Below are 20,227 nucleotides of genomic sequence, written 5' to 3' on the forward strand. Positions count from 1 at the left end.
TTGCCGGCTGCGTGAGAGCTGAGGGACGGAGGCGATGCACCTCCTCGCGACGACATCCGTGACGCTCGACGAGGCGAACGAGGCGGTGGATGTCGCCCAGTCGCCGGGCGACGTCGTCGTGCTCTCCTTCGCCGACAGCGATCTTGCGCTCGTCGCGGCCGCCCATGCCCGTCTCGCCCATGCTCGCTCCGGCAGCGACTTTCCCAGCCTGCGCCTCGCCGACCTCAAGCGGCTGCGCCATCCCCTGTCGGTCGACCTCTACGTCGATCAGGTGGCGGCGAAGGCGCGTTTCGTCCTGGTGCGTTGCCTCGGCGGCGTCGACTACTGGCGCTACGGCCTCGAGCGCCTGTCACAGCTCGCGCGGGAGACGGGCTTGATGCTCGCGGCGGTGCCCGGCGAACCGCGGCCCGACCCTGCGCTCATGGCGCTCTCCAGCGCCTCGCCGGACCTGCTGCGCGCGCTCCATGCCGATTTCTCGGCCGGCAGCGAGGCAGCGATGCAGGCAATGCTCGGCCGCATCGCCGCCGCCCTCGGCCATGAAGCGGCGAGCGAGACCGCGTCTGCACCGCCGGCGCCGCTGCCGCCGCTCGTCGCCTGGTCGGCGGAGGGCGGGGCCGTGGAGCCCGTGGCGGCGCTCGCAAGCCTGCCGGCGGACCGGCCGGTCGTGCCGCTCCTCTTCTATCGTTCGGCGCTCGCGGCCGGGGATGTCGCGCCGGTCGCAGCCCTTGCCGAAGCCTTGGCCGTGCGTGGCCTCGCGCCGCTGCCGCTGGCGCTCACCAGCCTGAAGGACCCTGCCGTCGCCGAGCCGCTGCGCCGGCTCCTCGCGTTGCGCCCGCCCGCCGTGATCGTCGCGCTGACGGGCTTTTCGGCGCGGGACGATGCCGGCTTCGTCCTCGACGCGGCCGGGGTGCCCGTCATCCAGGCGATCGTCTCGGGCAGCACGCGCGAGGCCTGGGCGGAGGCGCCGGCCGGCCTCGCCGCGGCGGATCTTGCCATGCAGGTCGTGCTGCCGGAGGCGGACGGGCGCCTCATCGGCCGCGCCGTCGCCTTCAAGGAATGGGCGCTCGACGTGCCCGCGGCCGATTTCGTCGGCCGGCGCAAGGTCGCCGATCCGGAGGGCGTGGCGGCGGTCGCGGACCTTGCCGCCCGCTGGGCGCGCCTTGCCGCGACGCCGCGCGGCGAGCGGCGCCTTGCCTTCGTCCTGTCCGACTATCCTGCCCGTGCCGGCCGCGCCGGCTATGCCGTTGGGCTCGACACGCCGGCGAGCCTCTGCGCCATCTTCGACGATCTCGCCGCGGTCGGCTTCGACACACGCCGCAGCTTCGATGTGGCCGACGTGATGCCGCGGCTGACGGGCGCCGTGCCTCCCTCCCCCCGCTTGCGGGGGGAGGGGGCCAGGGGGCACCCGGTCGCCGCGGCTGATCTCTCCCGAGATTCGGCGGCCCCCGGCGAAGCGCTCCTGTCCCTTGCCGATTACCGCGCCTGGTTCTCCGCCCTGCCCGCCGCGCTGCAGGCGGAGGTTCTGGACCGCTGGGGCGCGCCTGAATCGGACCCCGCCTGTCGCGACGGCCATTTCGTCTTCCCCGTGCTGCGCGCGGGCAAGGCGCTTGCCGCCCTGCAGCCGGGCCGCGGCCTGCCTGACGCCGACAGGAAGGCGTTGCATCACGCGCCGGACGTGCCGCCCTGCCACGGCTATCTCGCCTTCTATCTGGCGCTCAGGCGCTCCGGCGTCGATGCCCTCGTCCATCTCGGCACGCACGGCACCATGGAATGGCTGCCGGGCAAGGCCGTAGCGCTGTCGGGCGCCTGCTGGCCGCAGGTGGTGACGGGCGACCTGCCGGTGATCTATCCCTTCATCGTCAACGATCCCGGCGAGGCGGCGCCCGCCAAGCGGCGTATCGCGGCCCTGACGCTCGGCCATCTCACGCCGCCGCTCGCCATCGGTGGACTCCACGGCGAGGCGGCCGGACTGCGCGACCTCGTGGAGGAATATGCCGGCGCACAGGTGCTCGACCCGCGCCGGGCGACACTCCTTGCCGAGGACATCCTGTCGCGTGCCGAAGCCGCCGGCCTCGCCGCCGAATGCGGCATCGTCCCGGGCATGGGGATGGCGGAGGCGCTGAGCGCGCTCGATGCGCATCTTTGCGATCTCGCCGAAGTTTCGTTCGCCGCGGGACTGCACGTCTTCGGCCGCAGCCCCGCGGCACCTGAGCGGGCGCGTCTTCTGGCCGAGATCGCCGGGCTCGACGAACCGGAGGCCGCGCGCGTGGCCGAGGCTGTCGCGGCGAGCGGCGCGGCCGAGCGTGAGGCACTCGTCGCCGCGCTCGACGGGCGTTTCGTGCCGCCGGGCCCATCGGGATCGCCTGCCCGCGGGCAGGTGGAGGTGCTGCCCACCGGCCGCAACATGACGACGCTCGATCCGCGCGCCGTCCCCACCCCGGCTGCCACCCGGCTCGGCGAGCGCGCCGCCGCCGAAGTGGTCCGCCGCCATCTGCAGGAGACGGGCGACTGGCCGCGCCGCATCGTCATGGACCTGTGGGCCTCGCCCACCATGCGCACCGGCGGTGAGGACATCGCCCACGCGCTGGCGCTGATGGGCGCGAAGCCGGAGTGGGACCATGCCTCCGGCCGTGTCGGCGGCTTCACCATCCTGCCTCTGGCGCTGCTCGACCGGCCGCGCGTCGACGTCACCCTGCGCGTCTCGGGCGCCTTTCGTGATACCTTCCCCGTCCAGCTGGCGCTGCTCGACCAGGCGGCGCGGGCGGTCGCGGCGCTCGACGAGGAGGACGGCTGGAACCCGCTCGCCGCCGCGCGCCGCGCCGGTGGCCTCCTGTCCCGCGTCTTCGGCGCCGCGCCGGGCCGCTACGGCATGGGGCTGGCGGACCGGGTCTTGGCGGATGACGAGGCCGCGCGCACGGACCTCGCCGCGCTCTACCTGGCCGCGACCGACCACGCTTATGGCGCCGGCGAGGCGCGCGCGGATGACTCCTTCGCGGAGCGGCTCGCGGCGGCCGATGCCTTCGTCCACGTGTCCGACACGTGCGAGCGCGACATCCTCGACGGCGACGACGCCATGGAGGCCATCGGCGGTTTCGCCGTCGCCGGGCGCGACGGGGCGCTCGTCTTCAGTCTCGATACCAGCCGGCCGGTGGCGCCGCGCGTGCGCACCGTGGAGGAGGACGTCGCCCGCCTCGTCCGCGGCCGGCTCATCAACCCGCGCTGGATCGCCGGCCAGCTCGCTCACGGCTGGCGCGGCGCCGCCGAGCTCGCCCAGTCGCTCGATGCCGTCTTCATCTGTGCGGCCACCACGGGCGCAGTGTCGGACCATCAGTTCGACATGCTGTTTTCCGCCTATGTCGGCGACGAGGCGGTTTTCGCCCAGGTGCGGGAGGCCAATCCCCCGGCCGCCGGTGCTATCCTCGAGCGTTTCGCCGCGGCCCGCCGCCGCGGCCTGTGGCGCTCGCGGCTCAATTCCGCCGCCACCCGGCTGGAGACCCTCGTCCGGGAGGCCGCGGCATGAGCGTTGCGGCTCCTGTACCGGCCAGCCGACGCGGTTGGTGTCCGGGCATCGCCCGCCCCATGGCGACCGGCGACGGCCTGCTCGTGCGCATCCACCCGCGCCACGGCTCCTTGACGGCGGCACAGCTTGGAGGGCTCGCCGATCTGGCTGAGCGCTACGGCAACGGCCTCGCCGATGTGACGAGCCGCGGCAACCTGCAGTTGCGCGGTGTTGTCGAGGCCGATCATGGCGCGCTCTCTGACGCGCTCGCCGGACTCGGCTTCATCGATGATTTGCCGGCAACGGGACCGCAGCGCGTCGTCTTTCTGCATCCGCTCGCGGGTCTCGACGGACTGCGCGACCTGCGCCCGCTCGCTGATGCCATCGAGGCCGAGCTGCGGCCGCTGCGCGCGAAGCTCCCCGGCAAGTTCTGCATCGCCCTTGGACATGAAGGCACCGCGCCCGCCGTGGCAGCGGACGTCGAGGTCGCCATCGATGCCGACGGCAACGCTGTCGTCCATTTGCCCGGCGCGCAACCGCCTGAGGCGGACACGCCCTGCTCCCCTCCTTCGCAAGGGAGGAGGAGACAGGAGGCCGGGCTCCCGGCCCGGATCGTGGCGCTGGTATTGGAGTTCCTCGCCCGTCGCTCCGCCAAGCGTAGTCCCCGACAACGAAGCGATGTGCCGGCTAATTACCTCGGCCTTCTGCCAGCCGGCGAACAACCGATCCTCGCCGTCGCCCCGGCCTTCGGCCGCCTCGCCGCTGCCGACATGCGCCGGCTCGCCGGTTGGGCCGGCCGCCACGGCGCGGGAGAACTGCGCCTGACGCCCTCCCGGGCCGTGCTCATCCCGCATCTTGACAGGGGCGCCGCGGACGGGCTGATGCGCGAGGCGCGGGCGGCCGGCTTCATCGTCGATGCCGATGATCCGCGTGCCTTGCTTGTCGCCTGTCCGGGGCGGCCGGCCTGCCGGAGCGCCTTCGCGCCGGCGCAGGCCGATGCCCTGCGCCTCGCCGGCGTGGCCGGGCTCCTCGGCGCCGTGCATGTCTCGGGCTGCGCCAAGGGCTGTGCGCGCCAGGCGCCAGCGCCGCTCACGCTGGTGGCCCAGGCGGGCGGCTATGGCGTGGTGCTCGACGGCACGGTGCGCGATGCGCCGCTCGCCGTCCGCTCAGCGGCGGAGATCGAGGCGCTGCTGCAGCAGGTTGTCGCGACTGGCCCGTCGCGGGGCGAGGCAATCGCTTCCCTCGTCCGCGCGTTGGGATCTGAACCGGGGAAGGAGATGCCGCGATGAGCGGCCGTTACGATTACGAGCGCGACGGGGCGGCGATCTATCGCGCTTCCTTCGCCATCATCCGCGCCGAGGCGGATCTTGCGCGCTTTTCCGGCGCCGCCGAGCGCGTCGTCGTGCGCATGATCCACGCCTGCGGCATGACGGACCTGTCGCAGGACGTCGACATGTCCGGCGGCTTCGCGGAAGCGGCGGCGGCGGCCCTGCGCCGGGGCGCGCCCATCCTCTGCGACGCGCGCATGGTGGCGAACGGCATCACCCGCGCGCGCCTGCCGGCGGGCAACGAGGTCGTCTGCACGCTCGACGACCCGCGCGTGCCGGCCCTCGCTGAGAAGATAGGTAACACCCGCACCGCCGCGGCCATGGAGCTGTGGCGCGCGCGGCTCGCCGGCAGCCTCGTCGTCGTCGGCAATGCGCCCACGGCGCTGTTCCGTCTGCTGGAAATGCTGGACGAGGGCGCGCCGCTGCCGGCTGCCATCATCGGCATCCCCGTCGGCTTCGTCGGCGCGGCCGAATCGAAGGCGGCGCTCGCCGCCGACGGGCGCGTGCCGCACCTCGTCGTCCAGGGCCGGCGCGGCGGCAGCGCCATGGCGGCCGCGGCGGTCAACGCCCTTGCGAGCGATAGCGAATGACCACCCCAGGCAAGCTCTTCGGTGTCGGCATGGGGCCGGGCGACGCCGGCTATGTGACGCTGCGCGCCCGCGCAGTGGTGCTCGAGGCGGGCGTCGTCGCCCATTTCGCCAAGAAGGGGCGGCGCGGCCATGCCCGCACCATCGCGGATGCGGCCATCGGCACAGGCAGGCGCGAAATGGCCCTCGTCTATCCGGTGACGACCGAGATCGCCGTGGCCGATCCGGGCTACGGTGCCGCCATCACGTCCTTCTACGACGAGGCGGCCGAGGCGATCGCCCGGGAACTCGCCGCCGGCACCGATGTCGCCGTGCTATGCGAGGGCGACCCCTTCTTCTACGGCTCCTTCATGCATCTGTGGCGGCGCCTGCGGGGGCGCTTCGCGGTGGAGGTGGTGCCGGGCGTCACCGGCATGTCGGGCTGCTGGTCACGCGCCGGCGTGCCCATCACCTGGGGCGACGACGTGCTCACGGTGCTGCCGGCGACGCTCGCGAAGGAGGACCTGGTGCGCCGTCTCGGCACGACGGACGCCGCCGTCATCATGAAGCTCGGCCGCAACCTCCGCAAGGTGCGTGCGGCGCTGATCGAGGCCGGGCTCATCGAGCGCGCTGTCTTCGTCGAGCGCGGCACGATGGACGGCGAGATCGTCTGCCCGCTTGCCGAGAAGGCCGACGACGAGGCGCCCTATTTCGCCATGGTGCTGGTGCCCGGCGAGGGGCGCCGGCTGTGAGGGCGTCGGGCCGCCTCGTCATCGTCGGCCTCGGGCCCGGCGAGCCGCACTGGCTGACGCCGGCGGCGCGCGCCGCGCTTGAGGGCGCGAGCGACCTCATCGGCTACGGACCCTATCTCGACCGCCTCGGCGACCTGCGGCCCGACCAGCGCCGCCACGCCTCCGACAACCGGGTGGAGCTGGAGCGGGCGCGCCACGCGCTCACGCTCGCCGCCGAGGGCCGGCGGGTGGCCGTCGTCTCGGGCGGTGATCCCGGCGTCTTCGCCATGGCGGCGGCCGTGTTCGAGGCGGTCGAAGGGGGCGATCCCGCCTGGGCGGGGCTCGACATCCACGTGGAGCCCGGCGTCACCGCCATGCTCGCCGCCGCGGCCCGGGCCGGCGCGCCGCTCGGCGGCGATTTCTGCGCCATCTCCCTGTCCGACAATCTGAAGCCCTGGGAGGTGCTGGAGAAGCGGCTCGCTGCGGCGCTGTCGGCCGATTTCGTCATCTGCCTCTACAACCCCATCTCGCGCGCGCGGCCTTGGCAGCTCGGGCGCGCCCTCGCCATCGCCCGCGAGCATCGCGCGCCGGAAACGCCCGTCATCTTCGCCCGGGCCGTGGGGCGTGCCGACGAGAAGCTGACGGTGGTGCCTCTCGCCGAGGCGGCCGGCGGCCTCGCCGACATGGCGACCCTCGTCATTATCGGGGCCTCGACGACGCGCTGCGTGCTGCGGCCGGCCGGTGAACGACCCTGGGTCTACACGCCGCGCAGCTACGGAGGCGGGCGGTGAACAGAGCGGCGTCAATTCTCCCCTCCCCCTTGCGGGGAGGTATCGGGGGTGGGGGGCGTCAGGCCGGGCGCCGGTCGCTTGTGCAGCGGATGGCGCTACCCCCCTTCCTAACCCTCCCCCACAAGGGGGGAGGGGACGCTTGCGCTCCGGTGCCTGGCGACGAGCCATGCCAGTGCGGCCTCGGCGGTCTCGACCATCGGCACGTCAGGCCGGTCGGGCCGTCGCACCATGACGACGGGCAGGCCGAGCTTGCGGGCCGCGATGATCTTGGCCTCGGTGGCGCGGCCGCCGGCATTCTTGGAGACGACGACATCGATCGCCTCGCGCCGCATCAGCGCCACCTCGTCCTCCACCGCGAACGGCCCGCGCGCCCGGATGAGCGTGGCGGACGCGAGAAGCCCCTCCGCCGGCTCGATGCTGCGCACGACATAATGGTGCTGCGGCGCCGCCGCGAAGGCGGCGAGTTCCTGCCGCCCGATGGTGAGGAACACGCGGGCAGGCATCGTGCCGAGCGCCGCCGCCGCGCCCGCCATGTCGGCGACCTCGATCCAGTTATCATCCGGCCGATGCTGCCACGACGGCCTCGTGAGGGCGAGAAGCGGCACGCCCGCCATCCCGCAGGCGGCGGCCGCATTCGCGCTCATGCGAGCGGCGAAGGGATGCGTCGCATCGACGACGGCCGCAATCCGTTCTCGGGCGAGGAAATGCGCCAGCCCGTCCACGCCGCCAAAGCCGCCGATGCGTGTCGCGACAGGCGCGGCGGCCGGCGCGCTCGTGCGCCCGGCGAGCGACAGCACGGGCTCGAACCGCGTATCCTCCGCCACGAGCCGGGCAAGGGTCGTCGCCTCGCTGGTGCCGCCGAGAAGGAGAATGCGCATGGCCGCTGACATGCCGGACTTCTCGCCCAACGCAGCGCCGATGTCGAGCGCCGCGCGGATGAGCGCGGGGCCCTGGCTGACGATTGTCGGCATCGGGGAGGACGGGCGCGGCGGCTTGTCTCCCGCCGCGCTCGCGGCGCTCGAGGCGGCCGAGCTCGTGGTCGGCGGGGAGCGGCACCTCGCGCTCGCCGCGCCCTTTCCCGGCCGGGCCCTCGCCTGGCCGAGCCCGCTCAAGGAGGCTTTTCCGGAAATCCTCGCCCATCGCGGCCGCCCGGTGTGCATCCTCGCCAGCGGCGATCCCTTCAATTATGGCATCGGCGCGCAGATCGCCGCCCTCGTGCCGGCCGACGAACTGCTGTGCCTGCCTCAGCCCTCCTCCTTCTCGCTCGCCGCCGCGCGTCTCGGCTGGTCGCTGCCGGACGCCGCGACCATCAGCCTGCACGGCCGCGCGCTCGCCGGCATCGTGCCTTACCTGCAGCCCGGTGCGCGGCTCATCGTGCTGACATGGGACGGCACGACGCCCGGCAAGGTGGCGACGCTGCTCACGGAGCGTGGCTTCGGCGCCTCGCGCCTCACCGTGTTCGAGGCCATGGGTGGGCCGCGCGAGCGGCGCCTTGTGGCGTCGGCGCAAGGCTTCGATCTTGCCGGGATCGGTCCGCTCAACACGCTCGCCGTCGAGGTCCTCGCCGGCCCGGACGCCCGGGTCGTGACGCTGGTGCCGGGGCGCGACGATGCCTGGTTCGACAACGACGGCCAGCTCACCAAGAGCGAGATCCGCGCCGTGACCCTGGCGGCGCTCGCCCCGCGCGCGGGCGAGGTGTTGTGGGATATTGGCGCCGGCGCCGGCTCCATCGCCATCGAATGGTGCCTTGCCCATCCCCGTAACCGCGCCTTCGCCATCGAGGAGCGGCCGGACCGCGCCGCGCGTGCCGCGGCGAATGCGGACAGGCTCGGCGCGATCGCTGTCACGGTGGTGGAAGCCCGGGCGCCGGAAGGGCTCGCCGACCTGCCGCGGCCTGAGGCCGTCTTTATCGGCGGCGGGCTGACGGATGCCGGCGTCTTCGAGGCGGCCTGGGCCGCCTTGCCGGCCGGCGCGCGGCTCGTCGCCAATGCCGTGACGCTGGAGAGCGAACAGCGGCTCGCCGCGCTCTTCGCCGCCCACGGCGGGCGGCTGCGGCGCCTCTCCGTCGCCCGGGCCGAGCCGGTCGGCGGCTTCCATGGCTGGCGCACGGCGATGCCCGTGACGCAATGGATGGTGGACAAGCCATGATCGCCCTCGGCATCGGTCTTACCAGCGCTGTCGACGGCGCGGCCATTGCCGCGCTCGTACGCCGAGCGTTGGCCCATGCCGGACTGGAGGCGTCCGTGCTCGCCGTGCCCGACTGGCGCGCGGACCTGCCGGCGGTGGCCGCGGCGGCGCGCCTCTTGGGCCTGCCGGTCGCGCCGGTATCGCGCGCGGCCATGCAGACCGTCGAGGCGGCCGTGGCGACACGCGCGCCCGAAAGCCTTGCCCGCTACGGCGTCGGCTCGGTCGCCGAAGCGGCGGCGCTCGTCGCCGCCGGACGCGGCGCGCGCCTGCTCGTGGCGCGCCTTGCAGAGGCGGGGGCGACCTGCGCCGTGGCGGAAGGGGAGGGGCCATGACCGTCCATTTCATCGGCGCGGGTCCCGGCGCCGCCGATCTCATGACCCTGCGCGGGCGCAGCCTCGTCGAGCGCTGTCCGGTCTGCCTCTATGCCGGCTCGATCCTGCCGCCGGAGATCCTCTCCTGGTGCCCGCCGGGTGCGCGCCTCGTCGATACGGCCGGACTCGACCTCGATGCCATCGCCGCCGAGTTCGAGCGTGCCCATGCGCTCGGGCAGGACGTGGCGCGCCTCCACTCGGGCGACCTCTCCATCTGGAGCGCGGTGGCCGAGCAGATGCGCCGGCTCGATGCCCTTGGCATTCCTTATACGCTGACGCCGGGCGTGCCGGCTTTCGCCGCGGCTGCGGCTGCGCTCGGGCGAGAGCTGACGCTGCCCGGCGTCGCCCAGTCGCTCGTGCTCACCCGTACCGGCGGCCGCGCCTCGCCCATGCCGGACAGGGAGAAGCTCGCCGCCTTCGCCGCGACGGGTGCCACGCTCGCCATCCATCTCTCCATCCATGTCATCGACAAGGTGGTGGATGAGCTCACGCCGCACTACGGGCCGGATTGCCCGGCGGCCGTGGTCTGGCGTGCGTCCTGGCCGGACGAGCGTATCCTGAGGGGTACCCTCTCCGGCATCGCCGGCGAGGTGGCGCGCGAGAAGCTGGAGCGCACCGCGCTCATCCTCGTCGGGCCGGCGCTGGCTCGCGAGGATTTCCGCGACAGCGCGCTTTATACGAAGACCTATGCGCGGCGCTTCCGCCCGCAGGAGGGGGAGAGCGAGACGTGATGAGGCTGCCGGAGATCGAGACGCCCGCCTTCGCGCCCGGCTCGGTTTGGCTCGTCGGCGCCGGCCCCGGCGACCCCGGGCTCCTGACGCTCCATGCCGTCAAGGCGCTCGTCGAGGCGGACGTCATCGTCCACGACGCGCTCGTCGATCCGCGCATCCTCGCGCTCGCACCGTCTTCGGCTCGGCGCGAATATGCCGGCAAGCGCGGCGGCAAGCCCTCGGCGTGCCAACGCGACATCTCAGAGCGGCTGGTCGCGCTCGCGCGCGAAGGGCTGCGCGTGCTGCGCCTCAAGGGAGGCGATCCCTTCGTCTTCGGCCGCGGCGGCGAGGAGGTGCTGGCGCTCGCCGCCGCCGGCGTGCCGTTCCACGTGGTGCCCGGCCTGTCGAGCGGCATTGCCGCACTCGCCGCCCACGCCCTTCCGGCGACGACGCGCGACACCAACCACGCCGTCATTCTCGCTACCGGCCATGCGGCGCCGGGCGAGGAGGGCGCGGACTGGGCGGCGCTTGCCCGGGCGGGCGTGCCCATCGTGCTTTACATGGCCGTCGCCAACCTGCCCGCCATCGTTGCCGGACTCAAGGCCGGTGGCATGCCGGGCGCGACACCGGCGCTCGCGGTGGAGCGGGTCTCGACCTTGGACGAGCGGCTTGTGGAGGGCACGCTCGACGAGCTTGCCGCGCTCGCCGCTGGCGGCGGCCTCAACGCGCCGGCGGTAATCGCTGTGGGCGCCATAGCGCGGTTCCGCGCCATGCTCGCCGCTCGCCTGAAGGAGGCTTCGTGAGCCCCGGCCTCCTCATCGCCGCCCCACGCTCCGGCTCCGGCAAGACGACGATCACGCTTGCGGTGATGCGGGCGCTCAGCCGGCGCGGCCTTGTCGTGCAGGGCGCCAAATGCGGGCCGGACTATATCGACCCGGCCTTCCATGCCGCGGCGACCGGGCGGCCGAGCTTCAACCTCGACAGCTTCGCCATGCCGCCGGCGCTGCTGGAGGATCTTGTCACCGACCATGCGGCGGCCGACCTCGTCATTGCCGAGGGCTCCATGGGGCTCTTCGACGGTGTGACCGGCGGCGAGGGGGCGACCGGCGCCAGCGCCGACATCGCCGCCCGCTTCGGCTGGCCGGTCGTGCTGGTGCTCGACGTCTCGGGCCAGGCGCAGTCGGCGGCCGCGACGGCTCTCGGCTTCCGCAGCTACGATCCGCGCGTGATGATCGCCGGCGTCATCCTCAACAACGTCGCGAGCGAGCGCCACCGGCGCCTCTCGGCCGACGGCATGGCGCAGATCGGCTTGCCCGTCGTCGGCGTCGTCATGCGCCGCAAGGAGATCATCCTGCCCGAGCGCCACCTCGGCCTCGTCCAGGCGGGCGAGACGGCCGACCTCGCCGCCCGCCTCGACGCACTGGCGGACCTCGCGGAGGCGTCGATAGATCTCGACGCCTTGCTGCGCGCTGCGCGGCAATCGCAAAACGCTGGCGACGACCGGGAGCGACAGGCTCCCTCCCCCCGCTTTGCGGTTGGGAGGGTTGGGGTGGGGGGCAGCGGCGCGACGATCGACAGCCGGCCCATCCAAGCGGGAACACCCCCCACCCCTAGCCCCTTCCAACCGAAAGGCGGGGGGAGGGGAACGGCGCCCAGTCCTTCATCGCCCAGCCTTCGACCGCCCGGCCGCCCATCGCTCCGCCTGCCACCGCCCGGCCGGCGTATCGCGCTGGCGCAGGATGCGGCCTTTTCCTTCGTCTATCCGCATGTGCTCGACGGTTGGCGGCAGGCGGGGGCGGAGATCGTGCCCTTCTCGCCGCTGGAGGACGAGCCGCCGGGGGACGATTGCGACGCCTGCTGGCTGCCGGGCGGCTATCCGGAACTGCATGCCGGGCGACTCGCCGGCAATGCGCGCTTCCTCGACGGCCTCCGCGGGTTCGCGGCCAGCCGGCTGGTGCACGGCGAATGCGGCGGTTACATGGTGCTGGGCGAGGCGCTGGAGGATGCCGAAGGTGTGACGCACGCCATGGCCGGCCTGCTGCCCGTCGTCACCTCCTTCGCGAGGCGCCGCCTGCACCTCGGTTATCGCATCGCGACGCTGGCCCGCGACAGCGTCCTCGGCTCCGCCGGCGCGGTGCTCGTCGGCCACGAGTTCCACTATGCCTCGGTGACGGCCGGCGCCCCGGGCGAGGTCGATTGCCTGGCGCAGGTGCGCGATGCACATGGAACGGACATCGGCCCGGTGGGCCATCTGCGCGGGCGCGTCAGCGGCACCTTCTTTCACGCTATCGCTCCGCGCTGAGCCCTCTCAGGGGCTGGCGACGATCAGCGCCCAGTAGACCTTGTATTTCGACCCCGGCGCATAGGCCGTGGCGATGCCGAGGCGCGTCGCGCTGGGCGCCAGCATGGTGCGGTCGTGCTGGGGCGATTCGCGCCAGCCGGAGAAGGCCTCCGCCATGGTGTGGTAGCCGGCCGAGAGGTTGACGGCGGGAGAGGCGACGCCCGCCGCGGCGAGGCGCTGCTTCACCGCATCGGCCGAGCTCGGCCTGTCGGCCGCCGCCATGCGCTCAGCCTCTGCCTGCGCCTCGCGCTGCAGGGCGGCGTCGACGGCGACGGGCGGCAGGCCGTGGTTGCGGCGGTAGGCCGAGATCATCCCCGCGGCGCTTGCGGCATCGACGCTCGCACCGGCCGAGGCGAGGGAGCGGTAGAAGGCCGGCTGCTGCGTCTCCGGCTGCGAGGAGCAGGCCGCCAGGAGCGCGAGCGGGGCTGCGGCAAGCGCGCGGCGCAGGAGTTGCTGAACGGAGGAGGTGTTCACCATGGTCATCCTATGAAGATTGGGACGTCTCGGCCGCACTCGCGGGCGCCGGCGGTGCCCTTGTGGCATCTGTCAGCCGTTCGAGGACCTGTTCCAGCCGTTCGGTGCCGCGCACGTGGAGGTCACGTTGCGGATAGGGGATCTCGATGCCCGCCTCGCGCAGCTTGCGGAAGATGGAGAAGAGCAGGGCGCTCTTCACGCCGAGCGACGCCTCGACATTGCCGACGAAGCAACGCAGCTCGAAGTCGAGCGAGGAATCGCCGAACCGGATGAACAGGACCGTCGGAGCGGGCTCGCTCAGCACCTCCGAATGCTCGCGGGCGCAGCTCTCGAGGATGCGCGCTACCTCGTCCGGATCGGCGTCATAGGAGACGCCGACGGGCACGATGATGCGGCCGATGCGGTTGTTGTGTACCCAGTTCTTGACGACGCCGGAGATGAGGTTGGAATTGGGCACGATGACCGCTGCCCGGTCGAAAGTCTCGATCTCCGTCGCGCGCACGTTGATGCGCCGCACGTAGCCCTGCTCGTCGCCGACGACGACCCAGTCACCGACGCGGATCGGCCGCTCCCACAGGAGGATGAGGCCGGAGACGAAGTTGTTGACGACCGACTGCAGGCCGAAACCGATGCCGACGGAGAGGGCACCGGCGACGATCGCGATCTTCTCCAGGCTGAGGCCCATCTGGGCCGTTGCGAGCGCGACCGCCAGGAAGAAGCCGAGATAGCCGGTCGCCGTCCGGATGGAGTTGCGCAGCCCGGAATCGAGCTCCGTCGCTGGCAGGAACTTCTGGTCGAGCCAGCGCTGCACGGCCCGCGTCACCACGATCACGATGAGAAAGGTGACGATGGAGATGGCGATCGCTGTCGGCGACAGTCTGACCTCGCCGAGCTGGATGCCGGCGAGCCCGCTGCGCAGCGAGCCGAGGATGTCGGACGATTCGATTCCCCATGGTGCGAGCACCAGCACGATGGCAGCGATGGCGAGCAGGATGCGGATCGTGCCGCCCGCGAGCACCGACAGCTGGTCGAGCGCGCCACGGCGCAGCCCGAGGCTGGTCTGCAGCGAGAGCGCGAAGCGGCTGTTGGGGCGGATCGCGTGCTCGAAGGTTTCCTCGACCAGGACGAGCAGCAGGAAGAGCACCGCCGCGAGCGTCGCCACCCAGACGATCTGCTCGACGAGGAAGGTGGCGAGGGCGATGTAGCCGGCGAGGCAGGCGATGAGGATGATCGCCGCCACCAGCCAGCCAAGGGCCTTGAGCGGACCGCCGGCCCGGCTGTCGGGCACATAGGGGCCGAGGCAGGCTTCGTCGCTGGCACCGGTCGATTGCGTTCGGTGCAGCGTCACCGCCAGCAGCGCCGCGATCGCAACAGCATGGACGCCCCGCAGGAAGACGAGGACGGCGTAGTCGGCGCCGATCGATTCGGCGATGCGCTCGAGTGTGGTGAACAGCAGGACCAGTGCCGAGCCGGTCGTGACTGCCGTGACGAGAATGCGCGCCGTTACCTCCTGTGCCGGCAGCAGCCGCCAGGCAGGCAGGCCGGGGGCGAGGAGGCCGTGGGCGAGAGAGCGCACGAAGGTGAGGAAGACGAGGCTCGTCAGGAAGGTGCCGACGATCGGCGCGACCCGCGGCGGCAGCAGCTGGATGCTCTCGAGCGCAAGATAGAGCACCAACACCCCGGCAAGGACCGGCACCGTCTGGGCCAGCACGATGCCGAGGGCTGTCACGGACTGCCGCAGCCGGCTCGGGTCCGTCACCTCCGCGGGGCGGCGTGCGACATGCGGCAGCAGCCGGACGCGCGCGAAATGCAGGGCAAGCCCGATGCCGAGGGCGGCGAGCAGCGCCAGCACCTCCCCGCTGCGGGCGCGCCGCTCGAAGGTCGCCAGCCAGTCGCGCGCAACGGTGGAGAGCGCGGCGAACTCGCCCGGCAGGGCCGAAAGCAAGCGCGACCAGAGATGAGGGCTGAGCAGGCTATGCGTGCGCTGGAAGATCATGCGCGTAAAGGCCGCCTGCCGCCGTTCGGCCAACGTGGCCCGGATCTGCTCGGACTGCACCTGCAGTGCCCTGGCGAGGCGAATCGTGTCCTCGAGCTCCTTCAGCGAGCGGCTGCGTTCCTCCCGCTCACGGCTGATCTCCGCCGTCTCCGGTGCGGCTCCGGCCGCCGGCGCCGGGCCGAGTTGGGTCAGGCGCTCCTTGACGGCATCGGCCTTCGGCGTCAGGGCCGTGAGGGTTGCCTGAATCCGCGCCGCTGGCGCCTCCAGCAGCTGGCGCAGCCGCTGCAGGTCGTCGTCCGAAAGATCCTGGCGCGTCAGGGCGTTCTCGATCTGGTCGAGCTGGGCCCTTACCCCGTCGAGCTGCGCCCGATGGATAGCGGCATCCTGACCGTTGCCCGGCTCCGCGACCGCTCCCGATGGCGCTGCCAGCACCGGGGGGCGTTGCTCTGCCGCGTCCTGTGCAGCGGCGGCCAGGCTTGCGGGCCAGCAGAAGCCGATGGAAAGGCTGGTGGCGAGGACGATGGCCGCCGCAAGGCGAAGGATCGGGACAGGATGTGTCATGCGCATGCGGCATCCGCTGCTTCGGCTCAGCCCCCCGGCCGTCGCCCGCGGCAACCTCTTCGGCGGTTGCGGCAAAGACAAGGCGGGGAAGTTGTGCTCTGTGGGCAGCAAGCGGGCCTTTGGTGAAGGAAGCGTTAACGCAGGACGGGCGGGTTGCGGCGGCAGGCGCCGGCGGGCAAGCTGCGGGCCCGGTCCACCCTCGCGGACATCCATGTCGATCATCCGTCTCTACGCCCGTGTCCTCGGCCTGCTGAGGGACGAGGCGCGCCTGGCGCTCGCGCTCGCCCTCGCCAATGTCGCGCTCGCGGCGGCGCTGTTCGCCGAGCCCGTGCTCTTCGGCCGGCTCATCGACGTGCTCGCCCGCGCCCAGGCGCCGGATGTGCCGCTCGACACGCGCCGTCTTACCCTGTTCGCCGGCCTGTGGGTCGCCTTCGGCCTGTTCTCGATCGCCATGGGCGTCGTCGTCGCGCTGCATGCCGACCGGCTGTCGCACCGCCGGCGTCTCGCGGTCATGGCGCGGCTCTTCGAGCACGTCCTCGGCCTGCCCCTGTCCTTCCACGGCGAGACCCATTCCGGCCGGCTCCTCAAGGTGATGCTGGAAGGCGCGAACGGCATGGCGAGCCTGTGGCTCTCCTTCTTCCGCGAGCATTGCGCCGCCTTCGTCATGCTCGTCGTGCTGCTGCCGCTGTCGCTCGTCATCAACCTGCGCCTCGGCGCGCTGCTGCTCGTCCTCGTGCTCGTCTTCGCGGTGCTGATCAACTTCGTCCTCAGGCGCACGCAGACGAAGCAGGGCACGGTCGAGCGCTATCACAGCGCGCTGGCCGAGCGGGCCTCGGACGCCCTCGGCAATGTGCCCGTCATCCAGAGCTTCACGCGCATCGAGGCCGAGGCGCGCGCCCTGCGCGAGACGACAGATCGGCTGCTTGCGGCCCAGACCCCCGTCCTGTCCTGGTGGGCGCTCGCCACCATCTCGACGCGTGCGGCGGCGACGCTGACCATCCTCGCCGTCTTCCTCCTCGGCACCTGGCTGCATCTGCGCGACGAGGCGAGCATCGGCGAGATCGTCACCTTCATGAGCCTCGCCACCTTGCTCATCGGCCGGCTGGAGCAGGCGGTCGGCTTCGTCAACGTGCTCTTCATGCAGGCGCCGAAGATCGCCGAGTTCTTTACCGTGGCCGACACTGCACCCACCGTCGCCGACCGGCCGGACGCGATCGACGCCGGGCAACTCTCGGGCGCCGTCGCGTTCGACGGGGTGAGCTTCTCCTACGACGGCAAGCGGGCCGCGGTCGCGGACGTGACCTTCACCGTCTCCCCCGGCGAGACGGTGGCGCTCGTCGGCGCCACCGGCTCGGGCAAGTCGACGACGCTCGGCCTGCTCTACCGTGCCTTCGATCCGCAATCGGGCACGATTACGGTGGACGGGCGCGACATCCGTTCGCTGACACTCGAGAGCCTGCGCCACAACATCGGCGTCGTCTTCCAGGAGCCGATGCTCTTCGCCCGCTCCATCGCCGAGAACCTTGCCGTGGGCAAGCCTGACGCGAGCGAGGACGAAATGCGGGCGGCGCTCGCGAAGGCGCAGGCCAGCGACTTTCTCGCCCGTCAGCCGGACGGGCTCGCCACCGTCATCGGCGAGCGCGGGCGCACGCTCTCGGGCGGTGAGCGCCAGCGCCTCTCCATCGCCCGCGTCCTCCTCAAGAACCCGCCGATCCTCATCCTCGATGAGGCGACGAGCGCGCTCGACGCGGCGACCGAGGCGAAGCTCCAGAAGGCGCTCGAAGCGGTCATGACTGGGCGCACCACCTTCGTCATCGCCCACCGGCTGGCCACCATCCGCAACGCCGACCGCATCCTCGTCTTCTCGGACGGCCATATCATCGAGAGCGGCAGCTTCGCGGAGCTGGTAGCCAAGGGCGGCCATTTCGCGGCCCTCGCCCGGGCGCAGTTCCTGGCCGAGGCCGAGGCGCAGCCGGAGGGCGCCGGCATCGCCGAGACGTGAGGTCCCGCGGTCCGTGGTGGCTGGCTGCTATCGGGCCGCGACCGGGCAGTCTCGGCACGGCCGCTCGCCGTCATGCCCGCGCTTGTCGCGGGCATCCACGCGGCTGACGCTCCAAGCTGTCTCAAATGGCGTGGATGACCGGGACAGGCCCGGCCGTGACGGCGCCCGCTCGCCTTCCCCGGCGCTCCCGATCGTCGACCGAACCGCCGTGGGCCGCAATCTTCGAGGCCCTACTCCCCTGCCGCCTTGCGACGCGGGATGAGTGGCGTCACACGGAGCAAAGTGATGCGGTTGCGCGTCTTGCGCAGTACCTGGAAGCGGAAGTTGTGGAAGGTGAAGGCCTGGCCCTGCTCGGGGATGGTCTGCGCCTCGTGGATGACGAGGCCGGCGATGGTCGTCGCCTCCTCGTCCGGCAGGTCCCAATCCATGGCCCGGTTGAGGTCGCGGATCGGCACCGAGCCGTCGACGTTGATGGAGCCGTCCGGCAGCGGCCGCACGCCCTGCACGATGATATCGTGCTCATCCTTGATGTCGCCGACGATCTCCTCGATGATGTCCTCGAGCGTGATGAGGCCCATCACCTCACCGTATTCGTCAACGACGAGGGCAAAATGCGTCTTCTTGGACAGGAAGGCGCGCAGCTGGTCGACGAGGCCGGTCGTGTCCGGGACGAACCACGCCGGCAGGGCGATCTTCTCGATGTCGAGCTTCTCCGCGTCGCCGCCCGCGGCGGCGAGCGCCCGGAGCAGGTCCTTGGCGTGCAGGATGCCGATGATGTTGTCCCCTGTGCCCCGCCACAGGGGCAGGCGCGTGTAGGGCGAGGAGAGCACCTCGTTGACGAGCTCCTGCGGTGGCAGCTCGGCATTGATGGTGCGCATCTTGGTGCGGTGGACCATCACGTCCGAGACCTCGAGATCTTGCAGGTCGAGGAGCCCGCCGAGCATGTCCCGGTCGTCCTTAACCACGCCGCCTTCACGGTGCAGCAGGTCGACCGTCCCGCGCAATTCCTCGTGGGCCGAAAGGATGGCCTGATTTTCGCCGATGCGGACGCCGAAGGGCCTGAGCGTCAGACGCACGATGGCTTCGACGGCAAGCGCGAGGGGGCCGAACAGCGCCACGAAGACAGCGACCGGCCGCGAGACGAGGAGCGCCACCCGGTCGGGTGCATTGATGGCGACTGTCTTCGGCATCACCTCGGAAAACACGACCACGAGCACCGTCATCACCGCCGTCGCATAGATGACGCCGGCACTGCCGAAGAAGGCAACCAGCACGCTCGTCGCCAGGGACGAGGCGAGAATGTTGACGATGTTGTTGCCGATGAGAATGGCGCCGATCAACCGCTCGCGCAGAGAGAGCAGGCGGTTGACGATGCCGGCTTGCGCGTCGCCCCCCTTTTCGAGGGCATGCATGCGCGCACGTGAGGCGGCGGTCAGCGCCGTCTCGGAGCCGGAAAAGAAGGCCGAGAGAATGAGGCAGATGAAGACGGTACCGATCGCAAGCCAAAGGTCTGCCGTCATGACGGCTTCAGTTCCTCCGTGAGAAAGTCGTGTACGGCGCCAGCCTCGATGCCCTTGGCGACGAAGCTCTTGCCGATGCCGCGCGCCAGAATGAAGGTGAGCGCCCCGCGCTCCACCTTCTTGTCTTGCCCCATGGCGTCGATGAGGCTGTCGGCCGTGACGGCGCCGCCGGGCACGTCCTGCAGTCGCGAGGGCAGGCCGACGGCCTGAAGATGGCGGGCGACGCGCACCGCGTCCTGGCCGGGACACAGGCCGAGTCGCTGCGAGAAGCGGAAGGCGAGGGCAAGGCCGATCGCGACCGCCTCTCCGTGTACCAGGCGGCTGCCGTCGTAGCGACAGGCGCGCTCGAGCGCGTGAGCGAAGGTGTGGCCGAGGTTGAGCAGCGCCCGCTCGCCCGTCTCGCGCTCGTCCCGCGAGACGATGGCGGCTTTGGCAGCGCAACTGACAGCCACCGCTTGGTCGCGCTCGTCGCCGGGGGCGAAGACGCGCGTACCGTTCGCCTCGCACCAGTCGAAGAAGCCGGCGTCGTTGATGAGGCCGTATTTCACCACCTCGGCATAGCCGGCGCGGAACTCCCGCGCGGGCAGCGTGTCGAGCAGCGCCGTGTCGGCAAGGACAAGACTCGGCTGGTGGAAGGCGCCGACGAGGTTCTTGCCGTGGGGCGAGTTGATGCCGGTCTTGCCGCCCACGGAAGAATCGACCTGCGCGAGCAACGTCGTCGGCACCTGCACGAAGCGTACGCCGCGCCGCACGACCGCAGCGGCAAAGCCTGCAAGGTCGCCGACCACCCCGCCGCCGAATGCGACCACGAGGTCGCCGCGCTCGATGCGCGCGGCGAGAATGCTGTCGCACACCTCGGCGAACCGGGCGTAGCTTTTCGAGGGCTCGCCGGCCGGCACGGTGACGAGGGACGTCCTGAGGCCGGCGCCTTCGAGGGACGCTGCGAGCGCCGAAGCGTGCAGCCTCGCGACCGTCTCGTCGCTGACGATGGCGCAGGCGGCGGGCTTGAGGGCTGCCATGGCGGAGCCCGCCTCGGCGAGGACGCCGCGGCCGATCCGGATGTCGTAGGACCGCTCGCCGAGCGGAACCTTGACGACGCGCGCAGGGGTGGCGGAGCGGGCGGGGGAAGGGGATGCTGTCACCGCAGGGC

At 71.9% G+C, this 20,227-nt stretch carries 16 protein-coding genes; 11 read left to right on the top strand and 5 right to left on the bottom strand.

The features are described 5' to 3' along the window. The first annotated feature begins 34 nt into the window (after positions 1-34). Genes cobN through cobJ form a run of 5 tightly spaced genes read left to right on the top strand, consistent with a single transcriptional unit; the run spans position 35 to position 6,915 of the window. A complete protein-coding gene (gene cobN, locus BOQ54_RS02610) occupies positions 35-3,520 on the top strand; it encodes a cobaltochelatase subunit CobN (protein ID WP_071923189.1) in 3,486 nt (1,161 codons plus the stop codon). Beyond that, positions 3,517-4,788 (top strand): hypothetical protein, encoded by a 1,272-nt coding sequence (locus BOQ54_RS02615; RefSeq protein WP_083585878.1) that lies wholly within the window; start codon positions 3,517-3,519, stop codon positions 4,786-4,788. The genes cobN and BOQ54_RS02615 overlap by 4 nt, the downstream gene beginning before the upstream one ends. Next, a complete protein-coding gene (locus BOQ54_RS02620; RefSeq protein ID WP_071923191.1) occupies positions 4,785-5,417 on the top strand; it encodes a precorrin-8X methylmutase in 633 nt (210 codons plus the stop codon). Before BOQ54_RS02615 ends, BOQ54_RS02620 begins: the two co-directional genes overlap by 4 nt. Continuing rightward, positions 5,414-6,145: a precorrin-2 C(20)-methyltransferase gene (locus BOQ54_RS02625; protein WP_071923192.1), complete on the top strand. Its 732-nt coding sequence runs from the start codon at positions 5,414-5,416 to the stop codon at positions 6,143-6,145. Before BOQ54_RS02620 ends, BOQ54_RS02625 begins: the two co-directional genes overlap by 4 nt. Further along, positions 6,142-6,915 carry a precorrin-3B C(17)-methyltransferase gene (cobJ, locus tag BOQ54_RS02630; RefSeq protein WP_071923193.1) on the top strand — a complete coding sequence of 258 codons (774 nt, stop codon included), beginning with the start codon at positions 6,142-6,144 and terminating at the stop codon, positions 6,913-6,915. The genes BOQ54_RS02625 and cobJ overlap by 4 nt, the downstream gene beginning before the upstream one ends. 107 nt (positions 6,916-7,022) lie before the next feature. On the opposite strand, the gene BOQ54_RS02635 is transcribed toward cobJ, so the two are convergent. Further along, positions 7,023-7,805 carry a cobalt-precorrin-6A reductase gene (locus BOQ54_RS02635; protein WP_071923194.1) on the bottom strand — a complete coding sequence of 261 codons (783 nt, stop codon included), beginning with the start codon at positions 7,803-7,805 and terminating at the stop codon, positions 7,023-7,025. Between BOQ54_RS02635 and cbiE the strand changes: the two genes are divergently transcribed. The 5 genes from cbiE to BOQ54_RS02660 are packed head-to-tail and all read left to right on the top strand — an operon-like array spanning position 7,804 to position 12,485. Next, on the top strand, positions 7,804-9,063 hold the full coding sequence (gene cbiE, locus BOQ54_RS02640; protein WP_432431525.1) for a precorrin-6y C5,15-methyltransferase (decarboxylating) subunit CbiE: 1,260 nt from the start codon (positions 7,804-7,806) through the stop codon (positions 9,061-9,063). The genes BOQ54_RS02635 and cbiE overlap by 2 nt on opposite strands. Next, positions 9,060-9,434, top strand: coding sequence for a cobalamin biosynthesis protein (locus tag BOQ54_RS02645; RefSeq protein WP_145979707.1), 375 nt, complete (start codon positions 9,060-9,062; stop codon positions 9,432-9,434). The genes cbiE and BOQ54_RS02645 overlap by 4 nt, the downstream gene beginning before the upstream one ends. Further along, a complete protein-coding gene (gene cobM, locus BOQ54_RS02650; RefSeq protein ID WP_055459731.1) occupies positions 9,431-10,204 on the top strand; it encodes a precorrin-4 C(11)-methyltransferase in 774 nt (257 codons plus the stop codon). The genes BOQ54_RS02645 and cobM overlap by 4 nt, the downstream gene beginning before the upstream one ends. After that, a complete protein-coding gene (gene cobA / locus BOQ54_RS02655; protein WP_071923196.1) occupies positions 10,204-10,986 on the top strand; it encodes a uroporphyrinogen-III C-methyltransferase in 783 nt (260 codons plus the stop codon). The genes cobM and cobA overlap by 1 nt, the downstream gene beginning before the upstream one ends. Beyond that, positions 10,983-12,485 (top strand): cobyrinate a,c-diamide synthase, encoded by a 1,503-nt coding sequence (locus BOQ54_RS02660; RefSeq protein ID WP_055459729.1) that lies wholly within the window; start codon positions 10,983-10,985, stop codon positions 12,483-12,485. The genes cobA and BOQ54_RS02660 overlap by 4 nt, the downstream gene beginning before the upstream one ends. Positions 12,486-12,491: 6 nt before the next feature. On the opposite strand, the gene BOQ54_RS02665 is transcribed toward BOQ54_RS02660, so the two are convergent. Next, positions 12,492-13,007: a CAP domain-containing protein gene (locus BOQ54_RS02665; protein WP_082464831.1), complete on the bottom strand. Its 516-nt coding sequence runs from the start codon at positions 13,005-13,007 to the stop codon at positions 12,492-12,494. 1 nt (position 13,008) lies between these two features. Continuing rightward, positions 13,009-15,555 (bottom strand): DUF3772 domain-containing protein, encoded by a 2,547-nt coding sequence (locus BOQ54_RS02670; protein ID WP_071924374.1) that lies wholly within the window; start codon positions 15,553-15,555, stop codon positions 13,009-13,011. Positions 15,556-15,766: 211 nt separating this feature from the next. Between BOQ54_RS02670 and BOQ54_RS02675 the strand changes: the two genes are divergently transcribed. Continuing rightward, a complete protein-coding gene (locus tag BOQ54_RS02675; protein ID WP_071923197.1) occupies positions 15,767-17,557 on the top strand; it encodes a glucan ABC transporter ATP-binding protein/ permease in 1,791 nt (596 codons plus the stop codon). 230 nt (positions 17,558-17,787) lie between these two features. Here BOQ54_RS02675 and BOQ54_RS02680 read toward each other — a convergent pair whose 3' ends face one another. Both BOQ54_RS02680 and aroB read right to left on the bottom strand, forming a co-directional pair. After that, positions 17,788-19,077, bottom strand: a complete 1,290-nt coding sequence (locus BOQ54_RS02680; protein WP_055459727.1) for an HlyC/CorC family transporter — start codon at positions 19,075-19,077, stop codon at positions 17,788-17,790. Then, positions 19,074-20,219, bottom strand: coding sequence for a 3-dehydroquinate synthase (gene aroB / locus BOQ54_RS02685; protein ID WP_071923198.1), 1,146 nt, complete (start codon positions 20,217-20,219; stop codon positions 19,074-19,076). The genes BOQ54_RS02680 and aroB overlap by 4 nt, the downstream gene beginning before the upstream one ends. Positions 20,220-20,227: the final 8 nt, after the last annotated feature.

The organism is Chelatococcus daeguensis, assembly GCF_001887265.1.
Taxonomy (GTDB): domain Bacteria; phylum Pseudomonadota; class Alphaproteobacteria; order Rhizobiales; family Beijerinckiaceae; genus Chelatococcus_A; species Chelatococcus_A sambhunathii.